At 48.0% G+C, this 23,231-nt stretch carries 15 protein-coding genes and 1 pseudogene; 9 read left to right on the plus strand and 7 right to left on the minus strand.

All coding sequences use genetic code 11. From position 1 onward, the window contains the following. Positions 1-666 precede the first annotated feature (666 nt). The 5 genes from IDZ20_RS12945 to IDZ20_RS12965 all read left to right on the plus strand — a co-directional run bounded on the left by IDZ20_RS12945 (position 667) and on the right by IDZ20_RS12965 (position 7,063). The gene (locus tag IDZ20_RS12945) at positions 667-3,558 is read left to right on the plus strand and encodes a ribonucleoside-diphosphate reductase subunit alpha (RefSeq protein ID WP_188151848.1); all 2,892 of its coding nucleotides are present in this window, start codon (positions 667-669) and stop codon (positions 3,556-3,558) included. 170 nt (positions 3,559-3,728) lie between these two features. Then, positions 3,729-5,066, plus strand: a complete 1,338-nt coding sequence (locus IDZ20_RS12950) for a ribonucleotide-diphosphate reductase subunit beta (RefSeq protein WP_188151849.1) — start codon at positions 3,729-3,731, stop codon at positions 5,064-5,066. A 224-nt stretch (positions 5,067-5,290) separates the two neighbouring features. Then, entirely contained in the window at positions 5,291-5,512 is a 222-nt protein-coding gene (locus IDZ20_RS12955; RefSeq protein WP_188151850.1) for a hypothetical protein, read from the plus strand. A gap of 48 nt (positions 5,513-5,560) precedes the next feature. Continuing rightward, a complete protein-coding gene (locus IDZ20_RS12960) occupies positions 5,561-5,998 on the plus strand; it encodes a hypothetical protein (protein WP_188151851.1) in 438 nt (145 codons plus the stop codon). 162 nt (positions 5,999-6,160) lie between these two features. Continuing rightward, positions 6,161-7,063: a diguanylate cyclase gene (locus tag IDZ20_RS12965; protein ID WP_188151852.1), complete on the plus strand. Its 903-nt coding sequence runs from the start codon at positions 6,161-6,163 to the stop codon at positions 7,061-7,063. Between the two features lie 419 nt (positions 7,064-7,482). On the opposite strand, the gene IDZ20_RS12970 is transcribed toward IDZ20_RS12965, so the two are convergent. Beyond that, the gene (locus IDZ20_RS12970; protein ID WP_188151853.1) at positions 7,483-8,091 is read right to left on the minus strand and encodes an NUDIX domain-containing protein; all 609 of its coding nucleotides are present in this window, start codon (positions 8,089-8,091) and stop codon (positions 7,483-7,485) included. 168 nt (positions 8,092-8,259) lie between these two features. Between IDZ20_RS12970 and gcvP the strand changes: the two genes are divergently transcribed. Continuing rightward, a complete protein-coding gene (gene gcvP, locus IDZ20_RS12975) occupies positions 8,260-11,148 on the plus strand; it encodes an aminomethyl-transferring glycine dehydrogenase (RefSeq protein ID WP_188151854.1) in 2,889 nt (962 codons plus the stop codon). Between the two features lie 93 nt (positions 11,149-11,241). Here gcvP and IDZ20_RS12980 read toward each other — a convergent pair whose 3' ends face one another. Further along, on the minus strand, positions 11,242-12,414 hold the full coding sequence (locus tag IDZ20_RS12980) for an OmpA family protein (protein WP_188151855.1): 1,173 nt from the start codon (positions 12,412-12,414) through the stop codon (positions 11,242-11,244). Positions 12,415-12,696: 282 nt separating this feature from the next. Then, the gene (locus IDZ20_RS12985; RefSeq protein ID WP_188151856.1) at positions 12,697-14,010 is read right to left on the minus strand and encodes an SGNH/GDSL hydrolase family protein; all 1,314 of its coding nucleotides are present in this window, start codon (positions 14,008-14,010) and stop codon (positions 12,697-12,699) included. A 444-nt stretch (positions 14,011-14,454) separates the two neighbouring features. Here IDZ20_RS12985 and IDZ20_RS12990 point away from each other — a divergent pair, with 444 nt between their 5' ends. After that, a complete protein-coding gene (locus tag IDZ20_RS12990; RefSeq protein WP_188151857.1) occupies positions 14,455-15,501 on the plus strand; it encodes an aliphatic amidase in 1,047 nt (348 codons plus the stop codon). A gap of 126 nt (positions 15,502-15,627) precedes the next feature. Continuing rightward, positions 15,628-16,692: an AAA family ATPase gene (locus IDZ20_RS12995; RefSeq protein ID WP_188151858.1), complete on the plus strand. Its 1,065-nt coding sequence runs from the start codon at positions 15,628-15,630 to the stop codon at positions 16,690-16,692. A 63-nt stretch (positions 16,693-16,755) separates the two neighbouring features. On the opposite strand, the gene IDZ20_RS13000 is transcribed toward IDZ20_RS12995, so the two are convergent. The 4 genes and pseudogenes from IDZ20_RS13000 to IDZ20_RS13015 form a co-directional block, all read right to left on the minus strand. Then, positions 16,756-17,175, minus strand: a complete 420-nt coding sequence (locus IDZ20_RS13000; RefSeq protein ID WP_188151859.1) for a hypothetical protein — start codon at positions 17,173-17,175, stop codon at positions 16,756-16,758. Beyond that, a complete protein-coding gene (locus IDZ20_RS13005) occupies positions 17,160-17,573 on the minus strand; it encodes a hypothetical protein (protein ID WP_188151860.1) in 414 nt (137 codons plus the stop codon). The genes IDZ20_RS13000 and IDZ20_RS13005 overlap by 16 nt, the downstream gene beginning before the upstream one ends. Positions 17,574-17,651: 78 nt before the next feature. After that, positions 17,652-18,923 (minus strand): annotated as a pseudogene (locus tag IDZ20_RS13010) (glycoside hydrolase family 11 protein); the annotation flags it as partial. Between the two features lie 509 nt (positions 18,924-19,432). After that, a complete protein-coding gene (locus tag IDZ20_RS13015; protein ID WP_188151862.1) occupies positions 19,433-20,248 on the minus strand; it encodes an SHOCT domain-containing protein in 816 nt (271 codons plus the stop codon). 516 nt (positions 20,249-20,764) lie between these two features. On the opposite strand from IDZ20_RS13015, the gene IDZ20_RS13020 reads away from it, so the two are divergent. Further along, complete coding sequence (locus IDZ20_RS13020; protein ID WP_188151863.1) at positions 20,765-22,804, plus strand: glycoside hydrolase family 11 protein; 2,040 nt, start codon at positions 20,765-20,767, stop codon at positions 22,802-22,804. Positions 22,805-23,231: the final 427 nt, after the last annotated feature.

Below are 23,231 nucleotides of genomic sequence, written 5' to 3' on the forward strand. Positions count from 1 at the left end.
TTAGCCGCTTCCAGCGAGCCCCCATAAACACTCGCCCGAGCGGTAAGTGACCACTTATACACAGAATTATCCACATATTACACACAAGAAACGCGCAGGAACTCATTCTTGCATCGACAGCAAAATCGCATTATCTTGTATCCAAATTCTGACTTACCCCTATATATGGTGTTTTTCACGACCGACCTACATAAATTCGGCGCGTGGCGCAAGGCCAAAGTAAGGTTTATCCACTGTCAGTCTAGGCATATAGCCTAGTTCGTGTTATCGCGCTGTATTGCTGGCGTTAATACGTACCGCGGCTAGTTTGGCGATAGCACATTATCGGTCGCTTAAATACCGGTAATTGGCCCAAGCATCGTCAGCTACTTTCGTCTTCCAAGGCTTTAAAAAAAGCTAATAAAAAGGCCATCTTCTTACATTTTATGTACACCATTAGCACCTCATGAGCAGCACGCAATAGCTCAACAGATAAGAATTACAGACGAGAACCACAAGCAACAACTACGGACGACAGCGCTAATGTGAGCCACCCGATTGAGCCACAAGCGACTCTACTTCCGTTGCCAAATACGAGCGAAGGCGTCACATACCCCTAGGGTATTGCACACTCTTACAACTTTACATTTACATCGAATTTCCTGAAGGACTAGCGGGCTAATTTTTATGCAAACTACCGAAAACCCAGTATCTCAATCACCGGCGGCAGCGCCAGGACCACAAACCGATCCGCGCAAAACAGCCGTATCGGCAACCGCTCCGGGGCAGCTTCGCGTCATTAAGCGCAACGGCACTGTTGTTAGCTACACCGACGACAAAATTGCCGTTGCCATGACCAAGGCGTTCTTGGCAGTAGAGGGCGGCACAGCAGCCGCATCACGTCGTGTACACGAAATGGTTGAGACGCTTACGCAACAAATTTCCGCAACTTTTAAGCGTCGCATGCCTTCTGGTGGCACTATCCACATCGAAGAGATTCAAGACCAAGTCGAACTCACGCTTATGCGTACTGGTGAGCACAAGGTCGCCCGAGACTATGTAATCTATCGAGCAGAGCGCGCAAAGTTACGATCAGAAAAAGAAAAATTGAGCCGCGCAAACGTCGAGTTCCCCACCATCAACGTTACCCAGCTCGACGGCAGCATTGCGCCGCTAGATGTCAATCGCTTGCAGACTATCGTCTCCGAGGCCTGCGCAGGGCTAAAAGGTGTAGATGCAGAAACGATTTTAAAAGAGGCAACCCGCAACCTCTACGAAGGCGTTTCTTTCGACGACGTGAATACATCACTGGTTATTTCCGCTCGAACCCTAGTAGAAAAAGAGCCTAACTATTCGTTTGCCACTGCTCGTTTGCTGCTTGATAAGCTGCGTGCAGAGAGCTTGAACTTCTTAAATATCGCTCAGACGGCAACCTTAGCTGAAATGGGCAGCTACTACGCTCAGGCCCTACCCGCGTATGTTAAACGCGGTGTCGAACTTGAGCTCTTGTCGCCAGCCTTGCTGGAGTTTGATCTAGAGTTGCTTGGGCAGGCACTTATCGCCGAGCGCGATCAGCAGTTTACCTACCTCGGCTTGCAAACCCTTTACGACCGCTACTTTATCCACAGCGACGGCGTGCGCATTGAATTGCCGCAAATCTTTTTTATGCGCGTAGCCATGGGTTTGGCTGAGCGAGAAGACAACAAAAACGCTCGCGCTATTGAGTTCTACCGCCTGCTATCTTCATTCGATTACATGAGTTCAACACCAACCCTGTTTAACGCAGGAACCTTGCGTCCACAGCTTTCTTCTTGCTACCTGACAACCGTACCCGATGACCTCCATGGTATTTATGGCGCCGTTCAAGATAACGCCATGCTGTCAAAATGGGCGGGCGGTCTGGGCAACGACTGGACTCCAGTACGCGCACTAGGCTCTTACATCAAAGGCACTAACGGCCGTTCTCAGGGTGTAGTGCCGTTCCTTAAAGTCGCTAACGATACCGCTGTTGCGGTAAATCAGGGCGGCAAGCGTAAAGGTGCTGTTTGTGCGTACCTAGAAACTTGGCACCTCGATATCGAAGAATTTCTAGAGCTACGTAAAAACACCGGTGACGACCGTCGTCGTACCCACGATATGAATACCGCTAACTGGGTTCCAGACCTCTTTATGAAGCGTGTATTTGAAGAAAAAGATTGGACCTTGTTCACGCCTTGTACCGTGCCAGACCTACATGACTTAATCGGCAGTGCATTTGAAGAGCGCTACGAACATTACGAGCGTGAAGCCGCCGCGGGTAAGATCAAACCTTACAAAAAAGTGAAGGCATTAGATTTGTGGCGCAAGATGCTCGGCATGTTGTTCGAAACAGGCCACCCATGGATTACCTTTAAAGACCCTTGCAACCTGCGCAGCCCGCAGCAGCATGTAGGCGTGGTTCACTCATCTAACTTGTGTACCGAAATCACCCTTAACACCAAAGCAAATGAAGAAATTGCTGTTTGTAACCTTGGCTCAATCAATCTTGCTCAGCATATTGTCGATGGAGTACTAGACCAAACCAAACTGCAGCAATCCATAAACACTGCAGTACGCATGCTCGATAACGTTATCGATATCAACTACTACTCGGTGGAATCGGCCCGCACATCAAACATGCGTCACCGCCCTGTCGGTCTTGGTATTATGGGTTTTCAAGACGCTCTCTATAAAATGCGAATAGCCTACAGCAGCGATGCAGCGGTTGAATTTGCGGACCGCTCTATGGAAGCCGTTAGCTACTATGCCATCTCCGCCTCCAACCAATTGGCACAAGAGCGCGGTAGCTACAGCACCTTCCCAGGCTCTTTATGGAGCCAAGGTATATTGCCAATCGATTCCATTGAGTTGCTAGCGCAAAACCGCGGCACGAAGTTTATAGATCAAGATCGCTCACAAACTCTAGACTGGAACAGCTTGCGCGAAACCGTTAAAGCGACTGGAATGCGCAACTCAAATATTATGGCAATTGCGCCCACCGCAACTATTGCCAACATCACCGGCGTTTCACAATCGATCGAACCGACTTACCAAAACCTCTACGTTAAATCGAACCTTTCTGGTGAATTTACCGTAGTGAATCCCTACCTCGTTCACGACCTTAAAGATCGCGGCCTGTGGGATTCGGTAATGGTTAACGACCTCAAATACTACGAAGGTTCACTGCAGAAAATAGATCGAATTCCAGATGACTTAAAAGTGCTCTACTCTACAGCGTTTGAAGTAGAGCCGCGCTGGATAGTCGACGCCGCTAGTCGTCGCCAAAAGTGGATTGACCAGGCGCAAAGTTTGAACCTCTATATCGCTGGCGCCGACGGCAAAAAACTTGACCTGACCTATCGTATGGCGTGGTTCCGCGGTTTAAAAACCACCTACTACCTGCGCGCGCTTGCCGCAACTACAACCGAAAAGTCGACCATCGACACAGGTAAACTCAACGCGGTTTCCTCTGGCACAGCAGCTCCAACTACCGCAGCCGCACCCGCAGCAGTTCCACAAGCCTGCTCGCTAGACGACCCGGATTGCGAAGCCTGTCAGTAAACAAAGCACCACTTTTTGTGAGCTATTGTTGCGCAAACTTAAAGAATCCGTGGGGGAGATTGTCTGTTGCGCGAGGGGCTAATTGGCCCCTCGCCTCAGACTCTAAACTAATTTTCGAAAATTTTGGTGAGCACTTTTAGCGTGCCACCACCTAAAACTGGGAAACCATTATGTTAAGTTGGGACGACTATACAGACGACACAGCCAAGACCAAGACGGCGCCAGCACCTTCACCGAAGGATGATATTTCACGCGAAGATGTTCTCGCACAGTTGCAACAATCCGAGACCACTACAGAGACAGAAGCTAGTGCCCAAACAGCTACTCCAACGAGTGCTGTATCAGAATCTGCGGTCGCGAATTACCAAACAGAAGCAAGCAGCGCCACCTCAACTGACGAAGTAGTAGGAGACCTGGACGCAATTGCGCTAGCACGTCGGGCAATTGAAGAACTCGATCCAACGCCAGGCTTGGCCGACCTAGACATGGGCGCCGCGCGTATTGAAGTTGACGACAAGCGTATGATCAACTGTCGAGCCGACCTTAATCAACTGGTTCCATTTAAATACGAATGGGCTTGGCAGAAATACCTCGACGGCTGTGCCAACCACTGGATGCCACAAGAAGTCAATATGACCGCAGATGTCGCCACGTGGAAAAGTGAAGACGGCTTAACGGATGATGAGCGCACCATTATTATGCGTTCGCTAGGTTACTTTTCAACGGCTGACTCGCTCGTTGCCAACAACCTCGTTTTGGCTATTTATCGCCACATCACTAACCCCGAAGCTCGCCAATACCTGTTGCGCCAAGCTTTTGAAGAAGCGATTCACACGCACGCCTACCAGTACTGTATTGAATCTCTAGGTATGGATGAAGGCGAAGTCTTTAACATGTACCGCGAAGTCCCATCTGTAGCCAAAAAAGCCGCATGGAGCATCGCCCACACCTCCGGCTTGAACAGCCCAGACTATAAAACTGGAACCCCTGAAACCGATCAAGAACTACTGCGAAACCTAGTCGGCTTTTACGTAATCACCGAAGGTATTTTCTTTTACTGTGGGTTCACCCAAATTTTGTCGATGGGACGCCGCAATAAAATGACCGGTGTAGCGGAGCAATTCCAATATATTTTGCGTGACGAATCCATGCACTTAAATTTTGGTATCGACGTTATTAACCAGATCAAGCTCGAAAACCCGCACCTTTGGTCAGACGCGTTCCAAAACGAAGTTAAGCAAATGGTCTTAGAAGGAACCGAGCTGGAAATTGCCTACGCACGCGACACCATGCCGCGCGGCGTATTGGGTATGAACGCGGCAATGATGGAACAGTACTTACACTTCATTGCAAATCGTCGCCTCGCCCAACTAGGGCTGAGCGAAGCATACCCCGGCGCCGAAAACCCATTCCCTTGGATGAGCGAAATTATGGACCTTCGCAAAGAAAAGAACTTCTTTGAAACACGGGTAATTGAATACCAAACAGGCGGCGCTTTAAGCTGGTAGCTATAAGACCAGACGAGGGCCGCCACAAAAAGCGGTGGCCCTTAAAAGCGGATTTTAGTCACGACTATCTATAAAAGCCGTGCGCGAAAAAAGGCTCCAGATTAACCGTCACCTTTATCAAGGTCTCATCTTCTGGGCTGTTGTGACAGAAAACTAGATGCCAGAAAGCCCTATCCAGTAACAAGAAAGCCTTGAAAAGGCACATAAAGTAGAGAGACACGCAGATGAGTAACAACAAAATCAGCGCAGATATCACCACGCTGACTGACACAGATACACTCGATGCACAAGCCGAAGCGGCCGAAATACTGATCGCTATGCGTGATTTAAACAAAACTGTCAGCATACTCAACAAGGCCATTGTAAAGCTGCAACATAAGGTGGAACATCAACAACGCTTCTTCGATACTCAAGATACTATTCACGTTGCGAAGATTTTGCACTAAGCTTGGCGCGTAAAGCGCGGTTGCACCGCAATCCATCAGGATGCCCCCATGACACCTACAGAGCGATTTATCCCGCGCGATCTAGCGGGAAATGGAACCGATTACAGGGTTCGGAAAACACTTACCGCCCCAGGCTCTCGGCACCGAATTCGGCTCTTTTCAAAATTGCTCCGTAGCTTGCGTGACAATGTCAGTAGCCTGCACCCACACGCAGCACTGCCCAGTAGCTGGATGATCCGCTGCTTAGTACAAAGTATTGTCACCAGGTCGCCCCTACAGGTTGAGACTCCGTCGCTAAGCGGTTGGGACGAACCTTTAGCAGAATTACTTCGTTCCCTATGCAATCAAATCAAATCCGGCGAGACCGCAGACCTGTATGAGCTAGACGGAACCACCCCCCTCTTCCCAAACAATGAATCGTTCACGCCACTACAGGCCTACCAATTTGCGACTCTTGCATTAAAGCAATTACATGCCCCGAACTAGTAACAATCACAAATGCGTCTCACGCCAGCCAGTCATACCTGATTAACCGCTCATAAAGCCAGCATCACTCGAAGAGTTTCAACAGGAAAAACGCCAGTATTACTCCTATACTCGAAGGGACGATCACCGAAGCGCCCAGATTAATCAAAGACAGTAATTCGTATGACCAAAGTTCTCGTAGTAGATGATGTTGAAGACAACATTATTTTACTCACCCTAGAGTTGGAAGACGGCGGATTCCAGGTGATTCCAGCGCGCTCTGGCTATGAATGTATAGAGGAGTGCGACAAAGACGCACCCGATATCATTTTACTCGACAACCATATGCCCGGCATGAGTGGCATTGAGGCACTCGAAAAACTAAAAGCCAACCCCGTTACCGCAGAGATTCCCGTGCTTATGGTTTCTGCAGACTTCTCCCATCAGCAAGTGGTAAAAGCGCTAGACCTTGGTGCTCATGACTTTGTTAGCAAACCCATTGACTACCCCGTACTAGCCGCTCGCATGCGTTCAGCCTTGCGCTTAGTCAATGCGCGTGAAGCTCTCATTAAAGCCAATGCCGAACTTGAGCACCTCGCCACCCGCGACTCGTTAACTGGCGCTTACAACCGACGCCAATTTTTTGTCCTTGCAGATGTTGAAATGTCCAAGGCAAGGCGTCAAGCGCGCGACCTTTCGGTACTTATGATCGATATTGATTACTTTAAAGTTATTAACGATCAGCATGGCCACGCTGCGGGCGATCATGCGTTGCTTGAAATCACCGAGCGTATTAACGCCGCTGGACGCGCATCGGACATAGTCGCACGACTTGGCGGTGAGGAATTCGCCGTCTGCTGTCCCGACACTGACTTGGTTGGAGCTAAAACCATAGCCGAACGGATTAGAGAACGCTGTAAAGACGAACCGATTATATGTTTTGGGAAAGAACTTTGTATTACCGTGAGTATCGGCCTCTCTCAATTAGATCCCTTAGATGCGGGGTTTGATGCCCTGCTCCAGCGGGCCGATAAGATGTTATACAAAGCTAAAGAAAGTGGACGCGATCGTTCCGTCGCAGGCTAGCATCACAGTACCGCTCTCTTAATTACCCTTAATTCCAGCCGCCAAGCTCCCTCAACAAAATTGACTAGACCAAAATTGCTCGCGCGCCATATGGACAATGTCCTACAAGCTTCCCAGCATCCTCGACTATTTTCTCCAGCGGTTTTTAGCGAGAATACTCATCAACAAGGACGTACTGCAGGATGCACTGGTGGCCAAGGTTCGGTCAAAGGATGCGCAACAACCGTGCTAACACGGATGTAGTCATGGATGTACAAGTGGCCAGGACGGTCAACGGATGCGCTTTATAAGGGATATGAGGAAAGGATAATCCTCAAGCAACGGAAATTGCACTCCACCGGGGCGGTGGCATAACAAAGTTTAAACAGGGCGTAACACACAAAATGGCAACTAGCTGACTATTCGGCTAGTTGCTTTTTTTATGCGTCTTCCCTAGTAATTGAAACATCAGCAATTGAAACGTCAGTAACTGAAACACCAACACGCTGCTCCAAAGCCAGCCGCAGCAATCCCGCAACCGACATAGAATCGGTGATCTCGCCAGCTAACACCATCTCCACCGCTTCAGCCAGCGGTAGCTTGCGTAACGTAATATCCTCAGTTTCCTCCAACTGCTGAGTACCTTCAGACAATCCACTAGCAACAAACACCACACCAATCTCGTCACTAACACTATTTGAATGATGAATGGTGGTGAGTTCACGCCAGTGGTCGGCGATCAGGCCAGTTTCTTCCTCTAACTCGCGCTGCGCCGCCACCAACAAGTCCTCATTTAGCGGCGCTCCCCCTTCAGGGATTTCCCAGGTGAACTCATCCAACGCATACCGGCTCTGCCGCACCAACCAAGTATTACCATCGCTATCAATTGGAATAACACCCACAGCGCGATTTTTAAAGTGAACTAAACCGTAAATACCGTCGGTTCCAGCCGGCGTTATTACCTCTTGGTGACTGACTTTTATCCACGCATTCTCGTAAACATCCTTAGAATGACGAAGCTTCCAGCCACCTACTTTTTGTATTGTCATAATCTGCCCAATTTACCGCTATTTCCGGTTAAAATACTTTGCCCACAGGGGGCGGGGTTGCTACTATTGCCGCCCCGTCAAAACTGGCCAAATAACAGGCAGTTTTGCCTTTCGGTGACGCCCCCTTCAAGCAGCCGTCACCCCAATATTCAGCTCGGAAATCAATGTATGCCAAATTCGAAGTCTTTGGAAGAACTAGTCGACGCCAGCGAATTTACTCGACGTCACATAGGCCCGAATGCGCAGCAAACCAAGGCTATGCTCGAAACCCTCGGCATCGACTCCTTGCAGCACTTGATTTCAGCTACCCTTCCCGCTGCGATACGAACCGAAAGTACTAAGGTTCTACAAGAACCCTGTAGCGAACACAGCGCGCTTGCAGAGTTAAAAGCCATCGCCGCCAAAAACAAATTGTTTAAAAGCTATATAGGGCAAGGCTACCACCCAACCTATGTGCCGAACGTTATTTTGCGCAATGTTTTGGAAAACCCCGGCTGGTACACCGCCTACACCCCCTACCAACCGGAAATTGCCCAAGGTCGCCTAGAAGGCTTGCTCAACTATCAACAAATGATTATTGAGCTAACCGGAATGGATATGGCAAATGCCTCCATGCTAGATGAGGCAACCGCCGCAGCCGAAGCTATGGCAATGGCTAAACGTGTCGGGCGTAAAAACCGATCCAACCACTTTTTCGTCGACAAAGACTGCCATCCACAAACCATCGCCGTGGTTGCCACTCGCGCAGAGCACTTTGGTTTTGAATTAATTATTGGCGACGCCGCAACAGATCTTCACCAGCAAGAATTCTTTGGTGCGCTACTGCAATACCCCGGCTCGCAAGGGGAAGTTAAACACCTGCAACCGCTTATCGACACAATTCACGGCAAAGACGCACTTGCCATTGTTGCCGCCGATATTATGGCCCTAGCATTGTTGCAGTCGCCAGGCTCTCAAGGAGCCGACATTGTTGTTGGCAGTAATCAACGCTTCGGCGTGCCCATGGGTTTTGGTGGCCCACATGCGGCGTTTTTCGCATTTCGTGAGGCTTACAAGCGTTCTACCCCCGGTCGCATTATTGGCGTTTCTGTCGATGCTCGCGGTAAAACGGCGTTGCGTATGGCCATGCAAACTCGTGAACAACATATTCGCCGCGAAAAAGCCAACTCCAACATTTGTACCTCGCAGGTTTTACTCGCGGTAATGAGCGTGTTTTACGCCATGTATCACGGCGGTTCCGGCATCAATAATATTGCGCAACGCATTCACTTGCTCACCAAGATTCTAGCCCAAGGCATAGTCTCGCTTAACTACAAGCTACGCTATCAACACTATTTCGACACCCTCTGTATTGAAGTTGGAGACCAACAGCAGGCACTGTTTCAGCGCGCTCAAAATGCCGAAATCAATCTGCGTTGTGTCGGTAAAAATGCTCTGGCCATTAGCCTCAATGAATGTACCGACAGCGCCGATGTACAAGCGCTTTTAGCGATTTTCGCTGCGGGCGATTCACCACTAGACTTCGCCAGCCTCGAAGCTAAAGCGCAGCAGCACACCGCTATTGCCAGCGAACTGTTGCGCAACGAAAACGCGCTGCAGCACGATATATTTGAGCAATATCATTCTGAAACCGAAATGCTACGCTATTTAAAGCGTTTGGAATCACGTGATATTGCCCTAAATCACGCCATGATTCCGCTCGGCTCCTGCACCATGAAACTTAATGCTACCGCCGAAATGATTCCGGTAACCTGGCCGGAGTTTGGCAACCTCCACCCCTTCGCACCTATTGAACAAGCACAGGGCTACGCCGAACTATTTGAGCAACTGCAAACAATGCTTAAAGCCTGTACCGGCTACGACGCGATTAGTCTGCAGCCTAACTCAGGCTCGCAAGGTGAGTATGCAGGGCTCGTTGCAATCAAAAAATATTTTGAAAGTCGCGGCGAAAACCAACGCAATATTTGTTTGATTCCTCAATCTGCACACGGCACCAACCCCGCCTCAGCACAAATGGTTTCCATGAAGGTCGTTGTCGTGAACTGTGATGAACAGGGCAACGTCGACCTAATCGATTTGCAAGCCAAGGTAAACCTACACGGTGAAAATATTGCCGCAATTATGGTCACCTACCCGTCCACTCACGGGGTTTTTGAAGAAAACATTAAAGACATTTGCCAGCTAATTCACAGCATTGGTGGTCAGGTTTATATCGACGGCGCCAACATGAATGCACTGGTTGGCCTCGCTGCACCCGGAGAATTTGGCGGCGACGTGTCTCACTTAAACTTACACAAAACATTTTGTATTCCACACGGCGGAGGCGGCCCTGGCATGGGCCCTATCGGTGTCAAATCTCACCTAGCACCGTTCTTGGCGAGCCATCCACTGCAAGACGTTGCCGGTACAAAACCCGAAAGCGGCACCGTTTCGGCAGCGCCGTGGGGTTCAGCTAGCATCTTGCCCATTAGTTGGATGTATATTCGAATGATGGGTAATAGTGGCGTAAAACTGGCGACTGAATACGCCATTTTAAATGCAAACTATATTGCTCAACGTTTGCAAAACCACTTTCCAATTCTGTATTCAGGCAAAAATGGCTATGTTGCACACGAGTGCTTGTTAGATTTACGCCCTATGAAAGAAACCAGCGGCGTAACCGAAGAAGACATAGCCAAGCGCTTGATGGACTTTGGCTTTCACGCCCCGACGATGAGTTTCCCCGTTGCGGGCACTCTCATGATTGAGCCAACGGAATCCGAAAGTCAGGCCGAGTTAGATCGCTTTTGTGATGCGATGATTTGTATTCGCAAAGAAATCGAGCGCATCGAACAAGGCGACCTACCAAGCGACGACAACCCACTGTGTAACGCGCCGCACACACTCGACGACATAATGGGTGACTGGCAACACAGTTACAGCCGCGAAGAAGCCGCTCGCCCTCTGCCCTATTTGAAAGCACACAAAGTTTGGCCAACGGTTAACCGTATTGATAATGTGTATGGAGATAGGAACTTGGTGTGTTCTTGCGTAGGAATGGAAGCTTATCGGGAATAAAGTAGCCTATAAATAACCCAGAGCACACTAAGTTGTGGGCTCTGGGTACTTGCTATTTATACGCTCTATTTTTCAGCTCTTATATCGAAGAACCTATTTAACAACCTTTTCAACCGTTGCACTTACCTCCGCTTCTACGCGGCGGTTTTGTGCCCTGCCTTCTGCTGTTTCGTTAGTCGCAATAGGCTGGTCTTCGCCGTAACCCGTTGCGGATACACGGCTTGCATCAATACCAAATTGCTCAATAAGAATACCGGCAATGGCATTCGCACGGCGCTGTGAAAGGCTCTTGTTGTAACCCGCATCGCCACGGCTATCGGTGAAGCCTTTTAGCTCTACGTTTGCCACTGGGTACTCACGCATAAAGTTGGCAACTTTGGCAACGTCGTCTAGAGAGTTACTAACCACCACATCGGAATTGTTAGCAAACTTAACTTCTAAGGCTACGCTGACACTTTCTTTTAATAGACGGTAGCAACCGCGTGCATCTACCTTAGCTCCGGCTTCGGTGTCTGGACATGCATCCATAGCATCGGCAACACCGTCGTTATCCATATCGCTATTCATGTCCACAACAATAGTACAGCCAGCGGTATCAACGCTGTCGCCCGCAGGAGTACCAGGACAGGCATCGGTGCGATCCAAAACGCCGTCGCCATCGCTATCGGTTTCAACTGCAGCTTTTTTCATTTCACCACCAGAGCCACTGCCGCCACCAAAGTAGTAGCTTAAGCCGATATTAAGTGCGCCCTGCGTTTTTTCCATATCGAGCAGGCGAATAGCGCGAATGTCTGAGCGTAAAGCCCAGTTATCACCTATGGCTTGTTTAAAGCCCGCACCAAGATTAACCATACCCTCGGAATTATCTAAAGCACTGTTGTCGTAGGAAAAATCGGCATTGCCGCCGCCCAACAACAGGAACGGACGAAATCCATCGTCACCATTAAAATGATATAAAACATCGAGCCGCGCCTGGCTAATGGCTGCGTCGTCATCTGACCCAGTAAGGTCGGCATCGGCTATCAAGTAGGCTAGCTCAGCGCCCCAACCCGATTTAAATTCGTAGCCTGCAGCCAAAGTAGCGGACACTGCCTCGGTTAAACCTGAACCGGCTGGTCGCGATAGCGCTCCAATCATGGGAGAAATATTAAACCCAGACTGCTCTTCTGCGGTGGCAGCCACACTTGAAGCTAGCGTTGCTCCCGCAACAATATTAAGAACGGTTAAATTGATGAGCTTTTTGGCAAAACTTCTGCGTGAATTCATGGATCATACCCCCGAGGTACAAATTAAAAGACGGATTCAGATGAATGGTGGAAATGTATAAATACGTGGAGAATACTGGAACATTTAAAGCGAGCGGTGCAGTGACTAGCAATCCACCGATTAGCGAAGTATACGCCAATGAAAATATCGAAAGATGAAATAGACGAAACAATTAACAAACAGTTAATTTGTTCCGCCTTTTTTTCACCCTTACATCGCGTAGAACGATTTTAAATGCTGACTTAAGGTTCGCGGCATTGTTGTACGCTTAGTTGTTGTAATTCACTCGCTCGCTAACGACCTATAGCTAGGTGATTTAACTATTCGCTCAGCTAACTTACGCGCGGCCAAATAATTACCTTGTGCACTTAGATGTCCGGCGCCGATAAAGAGATGTTCGGGTTTCAGATTAACCATTTTCGACTCGCCGTAGAGTTCAATAATATCTACCCCACGGTCCGATAAGCTAGACAACACTTTGACATAATCCGAGCTTAAGTGACTCTCTTGAACATCCTTTTCGAGTGGTTTTGAAATGAGCATAAAACGGCCGCCATTCGCTTCCACCGTTTCTTTAATCAACATAACAATATCAACGGTTAATTGAATTTTTTCTTCCCACGTTTCTAGCGGTGGCCCGGCTGGCTTCTCTAGACAACCAAGCTGTCTCTCAATGGCTTGTTTCGGGTTACTGTCGTCATCGCCCCAAGCTGAGAAAAGTGCGGTGTTTAAACTGCGATTTTTGAAATAGCGCGCCACATTGGATTCGGCCAGATCGAAGGTTGAACCAAACAGCTGCAGCTTTGGCAGCTCCCAGTTAAATTTATTTTTTACGATAAAGCCTATGTTGTCGGCTGGCCACCCAGATGCTTTGGGCGGTGGCACATTAGAAACGCAAAAATTGCCATCCTTTTTGTACATATAGGGCTTTTGCACTCCCCAAGCTTCTGACGACGCCGTCTCCCAAATATCGTTATCCGAAAAATAGGTGAGCACAACAATATCGGGCTGATAACGCAAGCCCTCGCTGATAAGACGAAGGTATGATTGGTCGACGCCATAACCGGTTGCGCCAAAATTCAGAACCTCCACCTGGCCAGCCTGCAGCTCAGTGTTAATGACCTTGGCGGTAAACTCTGGGATTGTTTCATGATCTGAAACTGCCCAGCCCCAGGTTTGCGAGTCGCCGATAAAGGCTATGCGGCGCACACCTTTAGGCTTGGTATAACCCAGTGCGGCCCCTCTCAAGCCCTTGCTGTTATGGGTGATAGTCTTGCCCATAAATGTTTTCTCTACGGCCGGAATACCGGCATAGCCATAGACGGAGTGATATTGGAAAAAGTCTAATCGCTCTTGGTTGGGCACACTCTCAACCGACTCAATGGTTGGAACCTCGATCGGAAAGAACTTGTTCATTCCGTAAAATACCAACTCTACAAAAGCGGCCATTACCACGATGGTGACACTAAAAAGTAAGGCATTTGCAGACATACTTAAAAGCGAATGTTTAATCTTAGCTACTGCGCTTGCGGGTCTGGTTTGTTGTGAATCCTGATACTGTTTCGAGTCCTGAGGCTCTTGTTGTTGATGTGTCATCACGTCCCTCTTTTATTATAATTTTTACATCGCTGTTTTTATCTGGCAGCTATGACGCCATAGCCTATGTAGATATCGTCTGTTACTAGGTTAAACACTCCACTTCGCACAAAATAAACGAAAATGATAATCCGCAACCCGGATATAAAACATGACGCACGTCACAAACAAAACCACGCTTTATTTGGTTTGAAATAACATTGCCCGCCTTCATTCCATTTGCGTTTCAGCGCGTGCAAAAGCACCAGCAGATGCAATTCATCCCTGCTGTCGCTAGTGACGCAATACGTTAATGGGCGTATTTATTTACCCCTATGACGTATTCCAAACCATCTCGCCGCTAAAGATAATAACGGCCAATAAGCCACTTAAAATTAAATTCACTTGGCTGCCGACAGCGCTCACACAAGTATCTGGCAGCATCACTTTTTTTGGAGACAAGTTATGAGGCACGGCGATATTTCTTCAAGCCCCGACACCGTCGGCGTTGCGGTCGTGAACTACAAGATGCCACGGCTCCACACCCATGAACAAGTTCTTGAAAACGCAAAGAATATTGCCGAAATGCTGAAGGGAATGAAACGTGGTTTGCCCGGCATGGACTTGGTGATTTTCCCTGAATACAGCACCATGGGCATTATGTACGACAATGATGAAATGATGGCCACGGCAGCGACTATTCCCGGCGCAGAGACCGACATCTTCAGCGCGGCTTGCAAAGAGGCCAATACTTGGGGGGTATTTTCGCTTACCGGTGAGCGCCACGAAGATCACCCCAATAAAGCGCCGTACAACACCCTGGTGCTGATTAACAACAAGGGCGAGATAGTACAGAAATACCGCAAATGTATTCCTTGGTGCCCAATTGAAGGCTGGTATCCAGGCGATCAAACCTATGTGAGCGAAGGCCCCAAGGGTATGAAGATTAGCCTGATTATTTGTGATGACGGCAACTACCCAGAGATCTGGCGAGACTGCGCAATGAAGGGTGCCGAACTTATTATTCGCTGCCAAGGTTATATGTACCCCGCCAAAGAACAACAAATCATGATGTCTAAAACCATGGCGTGGGCGAACAACAGTTATGTTGCTGTTGCCAACGCCACGGGGTTTGACGGCGTCTATTCCTACTTCGGTCACTCGGCGTTGATCGGTTTTGACGGTCGCACCTTGGGCGAATGTGGAGAAGAAGATATGGGCGTACAGTATGCGCAACTTTCGGTAAGCCAAATACGCGATGCCCGCGCCAACGATCAGTCGCAAAATCATTTATTTAAATTGCTACACCGTGGCTATACCGGCATTCACAACTCCGGCGACGGCGACCGCGGGGTAGCAGAATGCCCGTTCGACTTTTATCGCAGCTGGGTAATGGACGCAGAGAAAACGCGAGATAATGTCGAGGCAATGACGCGCAGCACGATTGGCGTAGCAGACTGCCCCGTCGGTAACCTACCTGTTACCCCCAAAGAGCGAAGCGCAGAATCCTGAATGAGGAGCTAAGATCGAGAGCTTAGCTCAATGACTGTGACGGGCACTCAATTCGGCCATTTTATCGGAAACCGAACCGAAGACTGAGATAACACAACAAGCCAACACTTGGGCCGATAATAGCCAATGCCATTTATCAATGAACGTTTGAAAGAAAATCAGGAATTGAGCGCGCGCGAACAATACCTTAAAGCGGCGGCACGGGGTTCCCGATTTAAGTTTGACCCTGCTCGGGTAGCGGCAAAGTTACGCGCGAAAATTGTCGGCCAAGACGCAGTAATGAGCGCGATGGAAGATATGCTCTTCCAAATAAAAGCCGACTTCACCCCCGCCAAACGACCGCTGTCGGTTAACTTTTTTCTCGGCCCAACAGGTGTAGGTAAAACGGAAACGGTACGCGTACTGGCGGAAAGTATTCTGGGGGATGCCGAAAAGTGGTGCCGAATCGATATGAACACACTCGCGCTGGAACACTATGCAGCAGCCTTAACCGGCTCTCCGCCAGGCTATGTAGGCAGTAAAGAAGGCACAACACTGTTCGATGAGGAGGCCATAAAAGGAAGCTTTAGTATTCCTGGCATTGTCTTGTTCGACGAAATCGAGAAGGCCAGTAACGAAGTTATTCGCGCACTGCTCAATGTCTTAGACACCGGAAAACTGATCCTCTCGGCCGGTAATAAAACAATCGACTTCAGTAACTGCATTATCTTTATGACGAGCAATATTGGCGCCCAAGAACTGCAGCAACACCACCAAAAAGCGGGGCGTAACTGGCTAAAACGGCTAGGTTTTAAACTCAATGAAAGCGAAACAAGAAGTGAACACAAGATTCTGCAGCGCGCAATGCAAAAAAAGTTTGACCCAGAGTTTATAAACCGACTGGACCGTATTATTGCCTATAACTATTTGGCGACCGACAGCCTAGAACTTATCTTGGATATTGAACTCACCAAGTTAAACAAACGGCTAGAACGTAAAAATGCGGTATTGATATTAAACCAAGCGGCGCGCAATCAACTTTATAGCTATTACAATCAAGACTATGGGGCTCGTAATCTAGCACAACAAATGCGCATCAAGCTGGAGCCGCAAGTCGCTAGAGCAATTTTAGAGCATGATACCAAGGAGCGATTTACGGCGGGATTCTGCGGCAACGCGTTTGTAGTAGAACCTACTGACGAGCGCAAGTGAAAATCATTTCAGCAGTTAGGTTAATGGGCTTCGTTTAACTATCATCTACGGGTGTAGCGGTGATTAAATTTCACCGCATGTAATCGCTTCGCCGACAAAAACATCCCCCAGCATAACATCGCCTTCGTTGCCATCGGGGATATAAAAAGATGCGTAATCGCTCTTATCCGCCTTTCCGTCAAAGGATTCACCATCCTTTAAATTTCCGATGAGTAAAATGCGTGCAGTCTCTTGCCGCAACACTTTACCATCACGATAGATGGTATATGTCTCTCCATTTTGGATACAACCTTGAGAGACAGCACCTGAAAGTGCCAGCCCTTTTAATATTAAACCCTTTAGCACTTCAACTTTATCAACTGTCATTTCGAACTTGCGCTCGCTCTCCCCGCAAGCGGAACACAATAAAACTATAATTACACTGAGCACTAGGTTTTTCATTTGCGTTTTTCTATATAGTTGATTCGCTACTTTATTCTGCAAAAATACTCTTTAAACTGCCACACCGTAACTAAAATACTGTAGCAATCATTTTCAAACTTGAGTTCTCGCACAACGTCACCGCGCTGTTGATGGAAATATTTTATGCGGATGGTGTTTTCAGCGATTACGCTTATGTCCGCATTAATAAAATTTGGGGATTCTGGCTTTTTATTGGAAAAGTAAGTCGTAAAAGCGTCGTAGCGAAATTCGTTTACCAATTCTCCAAAAAAGTTATCTCGATAGTTTTTTCTTTCTGCTTCTGGAATGACCGTCATGGCCTCCATACTTTTCAACGTCATTTCTTCATTGGATTGAAATGCGCCGATATAAAAATCCTGCTGCTGAGCTATTGCTATAGGGGCTATAAAAACAAACAGTAAAACGTATATATATTTCATACAAGTATAAAAATTTAGGTAAGTTGGCCCTGATGGCATGATGTTTAAAACCATACCATCAGGGAGTGTTTTTTAGTTACAACTTCCAACAGTTGTCCACGAAGCATCGCTGCCAGGAACAGTGGATGTGTACCAATTGGCTTGATAAAGGACATTTTGATAAACCAACTGATCACCAGAGTTTGCGTGATTGTTAGTACCACCAGACCAGTCTTTCGCCGTCCAATTTGGGTATTCGTTCACGCCGCTACAATTAGCGCTGCCGCCACCTGACGAGCTTGAACTTGAAGAGCTGGAACTAGATGAGCTCGAAGAACTTGAACTGGAAGAGCTGCTTGAACTTGAAGAGCTAGAACTTGAAGAACTGCTTGAGCTAGAAGAGCTAGAACTTGAAGAGCTACTGCTACCACAAGAGCTAATCACGCCGCCGCTACCGCTCTGGCTTTCACAAGTAGAGCGACCGATACAGCTTTGGCCATTCTCGTAACCCCAACCACTCGTTTGGTTTTGACATAGTGGACGTGGATCGTCTTGATACCATTTACACTGGTCGGTACAAGTACCACCAGAAGTACTAGAAGACGAACTTGAGGATGAGCTAGAAGACGAACTTGAAGATGAGCTTGAAGAACTGCTGGAGCTGCTAGTACTAGAACCAGAACCAGATTCACTAACAGTAACATCCGAGCTACCGCCGCTTTGATAGCCTTCTGTAGCCATTACCATGTAATAGAACTCAGTGCCCATATTTAGACCCGCGGCCTCCCACGCATCAAAGTGAGCACCAATATCGATGGTACCGCTAGTACGCTTGTTCTCACGAACACTCCAGTACTGATAAAAAGTAGCTGTACCGTCAATAGAAGGCTGATTTACCCGCTGGCTGCGACCAAGCTGATAGGTACTGCCATCAACGGTTACTGAGCCGTAGCTATCGGCGCCAGAACTTGGGTTGTAATTCACCCAATTTTCAACAATGTAATATTCGACGAGGGGGTTTCGGGTCCAACCATAAAGTGCCAAATAGCTAGTGTTGTTTGCACTGTAGCTACCCGAATAGGTAATGGTCTTCCGGCTACCAGGGTTCCAACCATAGCCACCCACCCAGTTATTGGTCGAGTTGGTCCAGCTAGATGTATAGCGGCCACCAGAAAATAGCGTCATGGAAGCATCGCCGGAATCTTTCCAAAAGGTATAGAAATAGCCGTCGTTGTCACCTTCTTCGTTTTCAGAGATGGTTACTTGTGCGTTTGAGCTAACAGAAAACAGGGCTGCCGCCACCGATAGAAGAGTAATGGGTAGCAATTTAGCTAACCCCAAATACCCGGACTTTGTGCCAGTTACTTTCATTATTCGATCCTCTTACTAGAATTATTATTTTACCACCAGCCTCATCTAAGACATTGAAAGCAATAGCCAAAAGGTGATTAAAAGGTGGGGATTAGAGCCTTGTCAAAAATGATTTACTGCCCTGATTAAAAAGGGAGCGGCGAAAAGATTTAGGCTTGTAAATTTATTTCGCTTGACTCACCCGCCCTTCAACTTCCACTAAGCAGCTTGGTTATTATCGTTTACTGCCGCAATCCGGGGAACCAGTAACGGTTATTATTGTGCACCAAGTATCATATTGTCAATTTAACTATAAGGTATAAGATTAAACACGAATATAAATATTCTTTACGCGAGGAGAAATAAACGGCAGAGAAGTACGCCGAAATATGATCAGGAGAAAGGCTCGCGATTTTGGGAGACCCAATAACTATGTGCGCCGTCTAGCATAGCCAACAAGACGTCGCTCGATAGATTGGGGAAGGAGCAAAAAAGGCAGCCCCAACCACCTTCCGCTAGCAAACCTTAGGCTAGATTCGCTTTAGCAATTCTTGCTTCTTCGAATTAAACTCATCGTCCGTTAATGCGCCGGCTTCACGCAAATGTGAAAGCTTTTCGATTAGGCTTAAAATTTCTTCCGTTGAAGCAGAACCCTTTGCAGGTGAGCCGTTAGTAGAACCTTGGTTCGAGGTTGGTGTGTTATTTTGGTTGCTCTGCGAAGACTGGTTTTGATTGCTGTTTTGATTGTTAGATGACTGGTTCTGGGGCGCTGCAAAATTATTTTGGGCAACGGGAGGAAGGCCGGCACCGGAAACAATCGGCAGATTGTTAACTGAAACCGTACCGTATTGACTGCTAAAAGTTAACGACGTATCGCCACCTTGCTGCTGGCTAACACCACCAATTTGATGATCCAGCGTATCGTAAACCGTTACATTGCCAAAACGCTCAACAGCTAAACGATTAGGGAATACCGCATAACGAATATCGTTCTGACCACCGCTGCTAAACGGTGCACCAAGATCTTGCGGCCACCACTGATTGCTGCCCGGCGTGCCAGCAGGAATAACAGGGAAGACTTGCGTATTCGCAATCGCATTGGACAATTCACTACAAAGATTATCGACGGTGTTTTTTAAACCATTGTTAAACATATCCCCTACCATGGTCATGCCGCCCCGCATCCACTGCCCCCCACCGCCCAATTCCGGGCAATTGAATTGCGCCATGGTGCCTCCGCCATTGTTCACAGCAACTAACATATGGATGACAGCCGCTTCACTCAAGTTATAGCGCTGCGCAATATTGGTAACTAAATTCTGACCTTGGGGTGTTAATTTTTGCATGATGCATCCTCCGTGGATGAAAGCGGCCGACTACAGAGCCATGGCCCACTTATACAGTATATTGGGGGCAATTGCTGGGTTTCCATATGGAAGAATTAAAATTGAAGAACCTAACTATAAAAACACTAAATTGGGGCATTATTTAACAGGTTTTAACCGCCCGAACCCAACATTTACCCTTGCACCCTGCACTCTAGCCAAGAACACAACCTAACCGACTAAAACTCCAGTCCGCGATCATTGATCAACCAATATAGTTAAAAAGGCACAGAGATATAGTATTTTTGACCATATACTTATGGTTTTTACGACAATATGCTTATGGTTCAATTGACAATATCCTGCTAACCCCCTATAAATATAGGCCTTCGAGGCGTCTGCAGTTTAAAAATAACAGTATTGCAAAATGACGTTCGATTACATTTCCTGCTGACAAAAAAAGCAGGTTAAGCCTTCCAACAACCCCTCCTCCCCTATTGGTGGTATTGGTTGAGCGGTTATTTACGGAGAATAATAATGAACTTTAAGAAGATACGAGGCCTTTACCTAAAGGCGAGTTTAACTGCACTGGCAATGGCGGCCTTCTGTGCCCCCACGGCCAACGCACAAACACTTACCTCCAACCAAACGGGCACCATAGACGGATTTTATTATTCGTTTTGGAAAGACTCCGGGGACGCAACCTTCGGACTCCGCGGCAATGGTCGTTACACTTCTCAGTGGAGCAACAGCACCAACAACTGGGTGGGTGGTTTAGGTTGGAATCCAGGCGGTCGCAAAGTTGTTAGCTACTCCGGCAGCTACAATGTCAGCAACTCACAAAACTCTTACCTCGCCCTATACGGTTGGACTAAGAACCCGCTAATTGAATACTACGTAATAGAAAGCTATGGCTCATACAACCCCTCAAGCTGTAGCGGCGGCACGGACTACGGTAGCTTTCAAAGTGATGGCGCCACCTACAATGTGCGCCGTTGTCAGCGCGTTCAGCAACCGTCTATCGAAGGTACCCAAACCTTCTACCAATACTTTAGTGTGCGTTCACCCAAGAAAGGCTTTGGGAATATTAGCGGCACTATCACCGTTGGTAACCACTTTGATTTTTGGGCGAGTAAAGGCCTAAACCTAGGCAGCCACGACTACATGGTGCTGGCTACCGAGGGTTATCAAAGTACCGGTAGCTCCGATATCACCGTATCGGAAGGCACGGGTTCTGGCTCTACATCTAGCACCTCTAGCAGCAGTTCTAGCAGTTCTAGCTCTTCTAGCAGCAGCTCTAGTTCTAGTGGCGGCAACAGTGGTAGTGGCGTTACCGTTCGCGCCCGCGGCGTTGTTGGTGGCGAGCACATCAACTTGATTATCGGCGGCAGTACAGTCGCCAGCTGGAACCTCACCACAAGCAACGCCGATTACAATTACACCGGCAACGCTTCTGGCGATATTGAAGTTGAATTCGACAACGACGGCGGCGATCGCGATGTGATTCTCGATTACATCTATGTGAACGGAGAAACGCGTCAAGCTGAAGATATGGAGTACAACACTTCAACCTACGACGGTTCATGTGGCGGCGGCTCTTACTCCGACACTATGCACTGCAACGGCGTGATCGGCTTTGGTTTCACCTACGATTGCTTTAGCGGAAATTGCAACAGTGGTAGCTCGTCTTCAAGCAGCTCTTCTAGTAGTTCGTCTAGCAGTAGCAGCTCTACCGGTGGCAATAGCTCGTGTAGTGGTTATGTCGGTATCACCTTCGATGATGGTCCAGGTTCTAACACCAGTACTCTTATCAATTTGCTAAACCAGAACAACCTTACACCGGTAACCTGGTTTAACACCGGGCAAAACATTTCCAGCAACCCTAACCAGTTCTCACAACAGCTAAGTGTTGGCGAAGTTCACAACCACAGCTACTCACACTCGCACATGCTTAACTGGGGCTACCAGCAAGTACGCGACGAACTGAGCCAAACCAACCAAGCCATTCAAAATGCTGGCGGTGCGACTCCGACCCTGTTCAGACCGCCCTACGGCGAGACAAACTCCACCATTAACCAAGCGGCTCAATCACTAGGCTTGCGTGTTATTACATGGGATGTGGACTCTCGTGACTGGGATGGCGCTAGCGCTTCAGCAATTGCCAGTGCGGCCGCTCAGTTACAAAATGGTCAGGTAATCTTGATGCACGATGCCAGCTACAACAACACCAACAATGCGATTGCTCAGATTGCCTCGGGCTTACGTTCACGTGGTCTGTGTGCTGGTCGAATCGATGCATCGACTGGTCGCGCAGTTGCGCCGTCTGGCTCGAACAGTTCTTCTTCAAGTAGCTCTTCAAGCAGCTCGTCTAGCTCTTCATCAAGTAGTTCTTCTTCGAGTAGTTCTTCTAGCTCAAGCGGCGGAAACGGCGCCTGCCAATGCAACTGGTATGGCAGCCTATATCCAACTTGCCAGAACCAAACTAGCGGCTGGGGCTGGGAGAACTCGCAGAGCTGTATTGGCAACAACACCTGTAACAGCCAAAATTCCGGTAACGGCGGCGTAGTGTGTAACTAAGATTAAGTAAGAAGCTGAGGTTAAGTGTAAAACTATGCCATACGTATAGCTAAAGTGGGTTTAACATTACAGCGTTAAGCTACACCCAAACTTAAAGACTCGGCATATAAAAAAGGGGCGGATTTTCCGCCCCTTTTTTTTCGCTCTTTATACCTTTCCCCCTGTTCATTTTCACGACATTTCCATACCAGCCCAACTAATCGACTAAAGTATTTCAGAAACTAGTTAAGAGAAAAAAACTATCGAAAAATACCGTTTTCATCAAGCTTATCGCCATATGTAAGAGCACAGTACAGGCTATTTACTTATATGCTTATAGTTCGATTGACAATATGGTCACGCACCTATATACACTCACCTTCGACGTCGCCAAGCCGTTTAAATAATAACAGCACAGCTTTATGGCGCTCGATCAATATCCCCTGTT

The sequence above is a fragment of the Teredinibacter waterburyi genome, assembly GCF_001922985.1.
GTDB lineage: Bacteria > Pseudomonadota > Gammaproteobacteria > Pseudomonadales > Cellvibrionaceae > Teredinibacter > Teredinibacter waterburyi.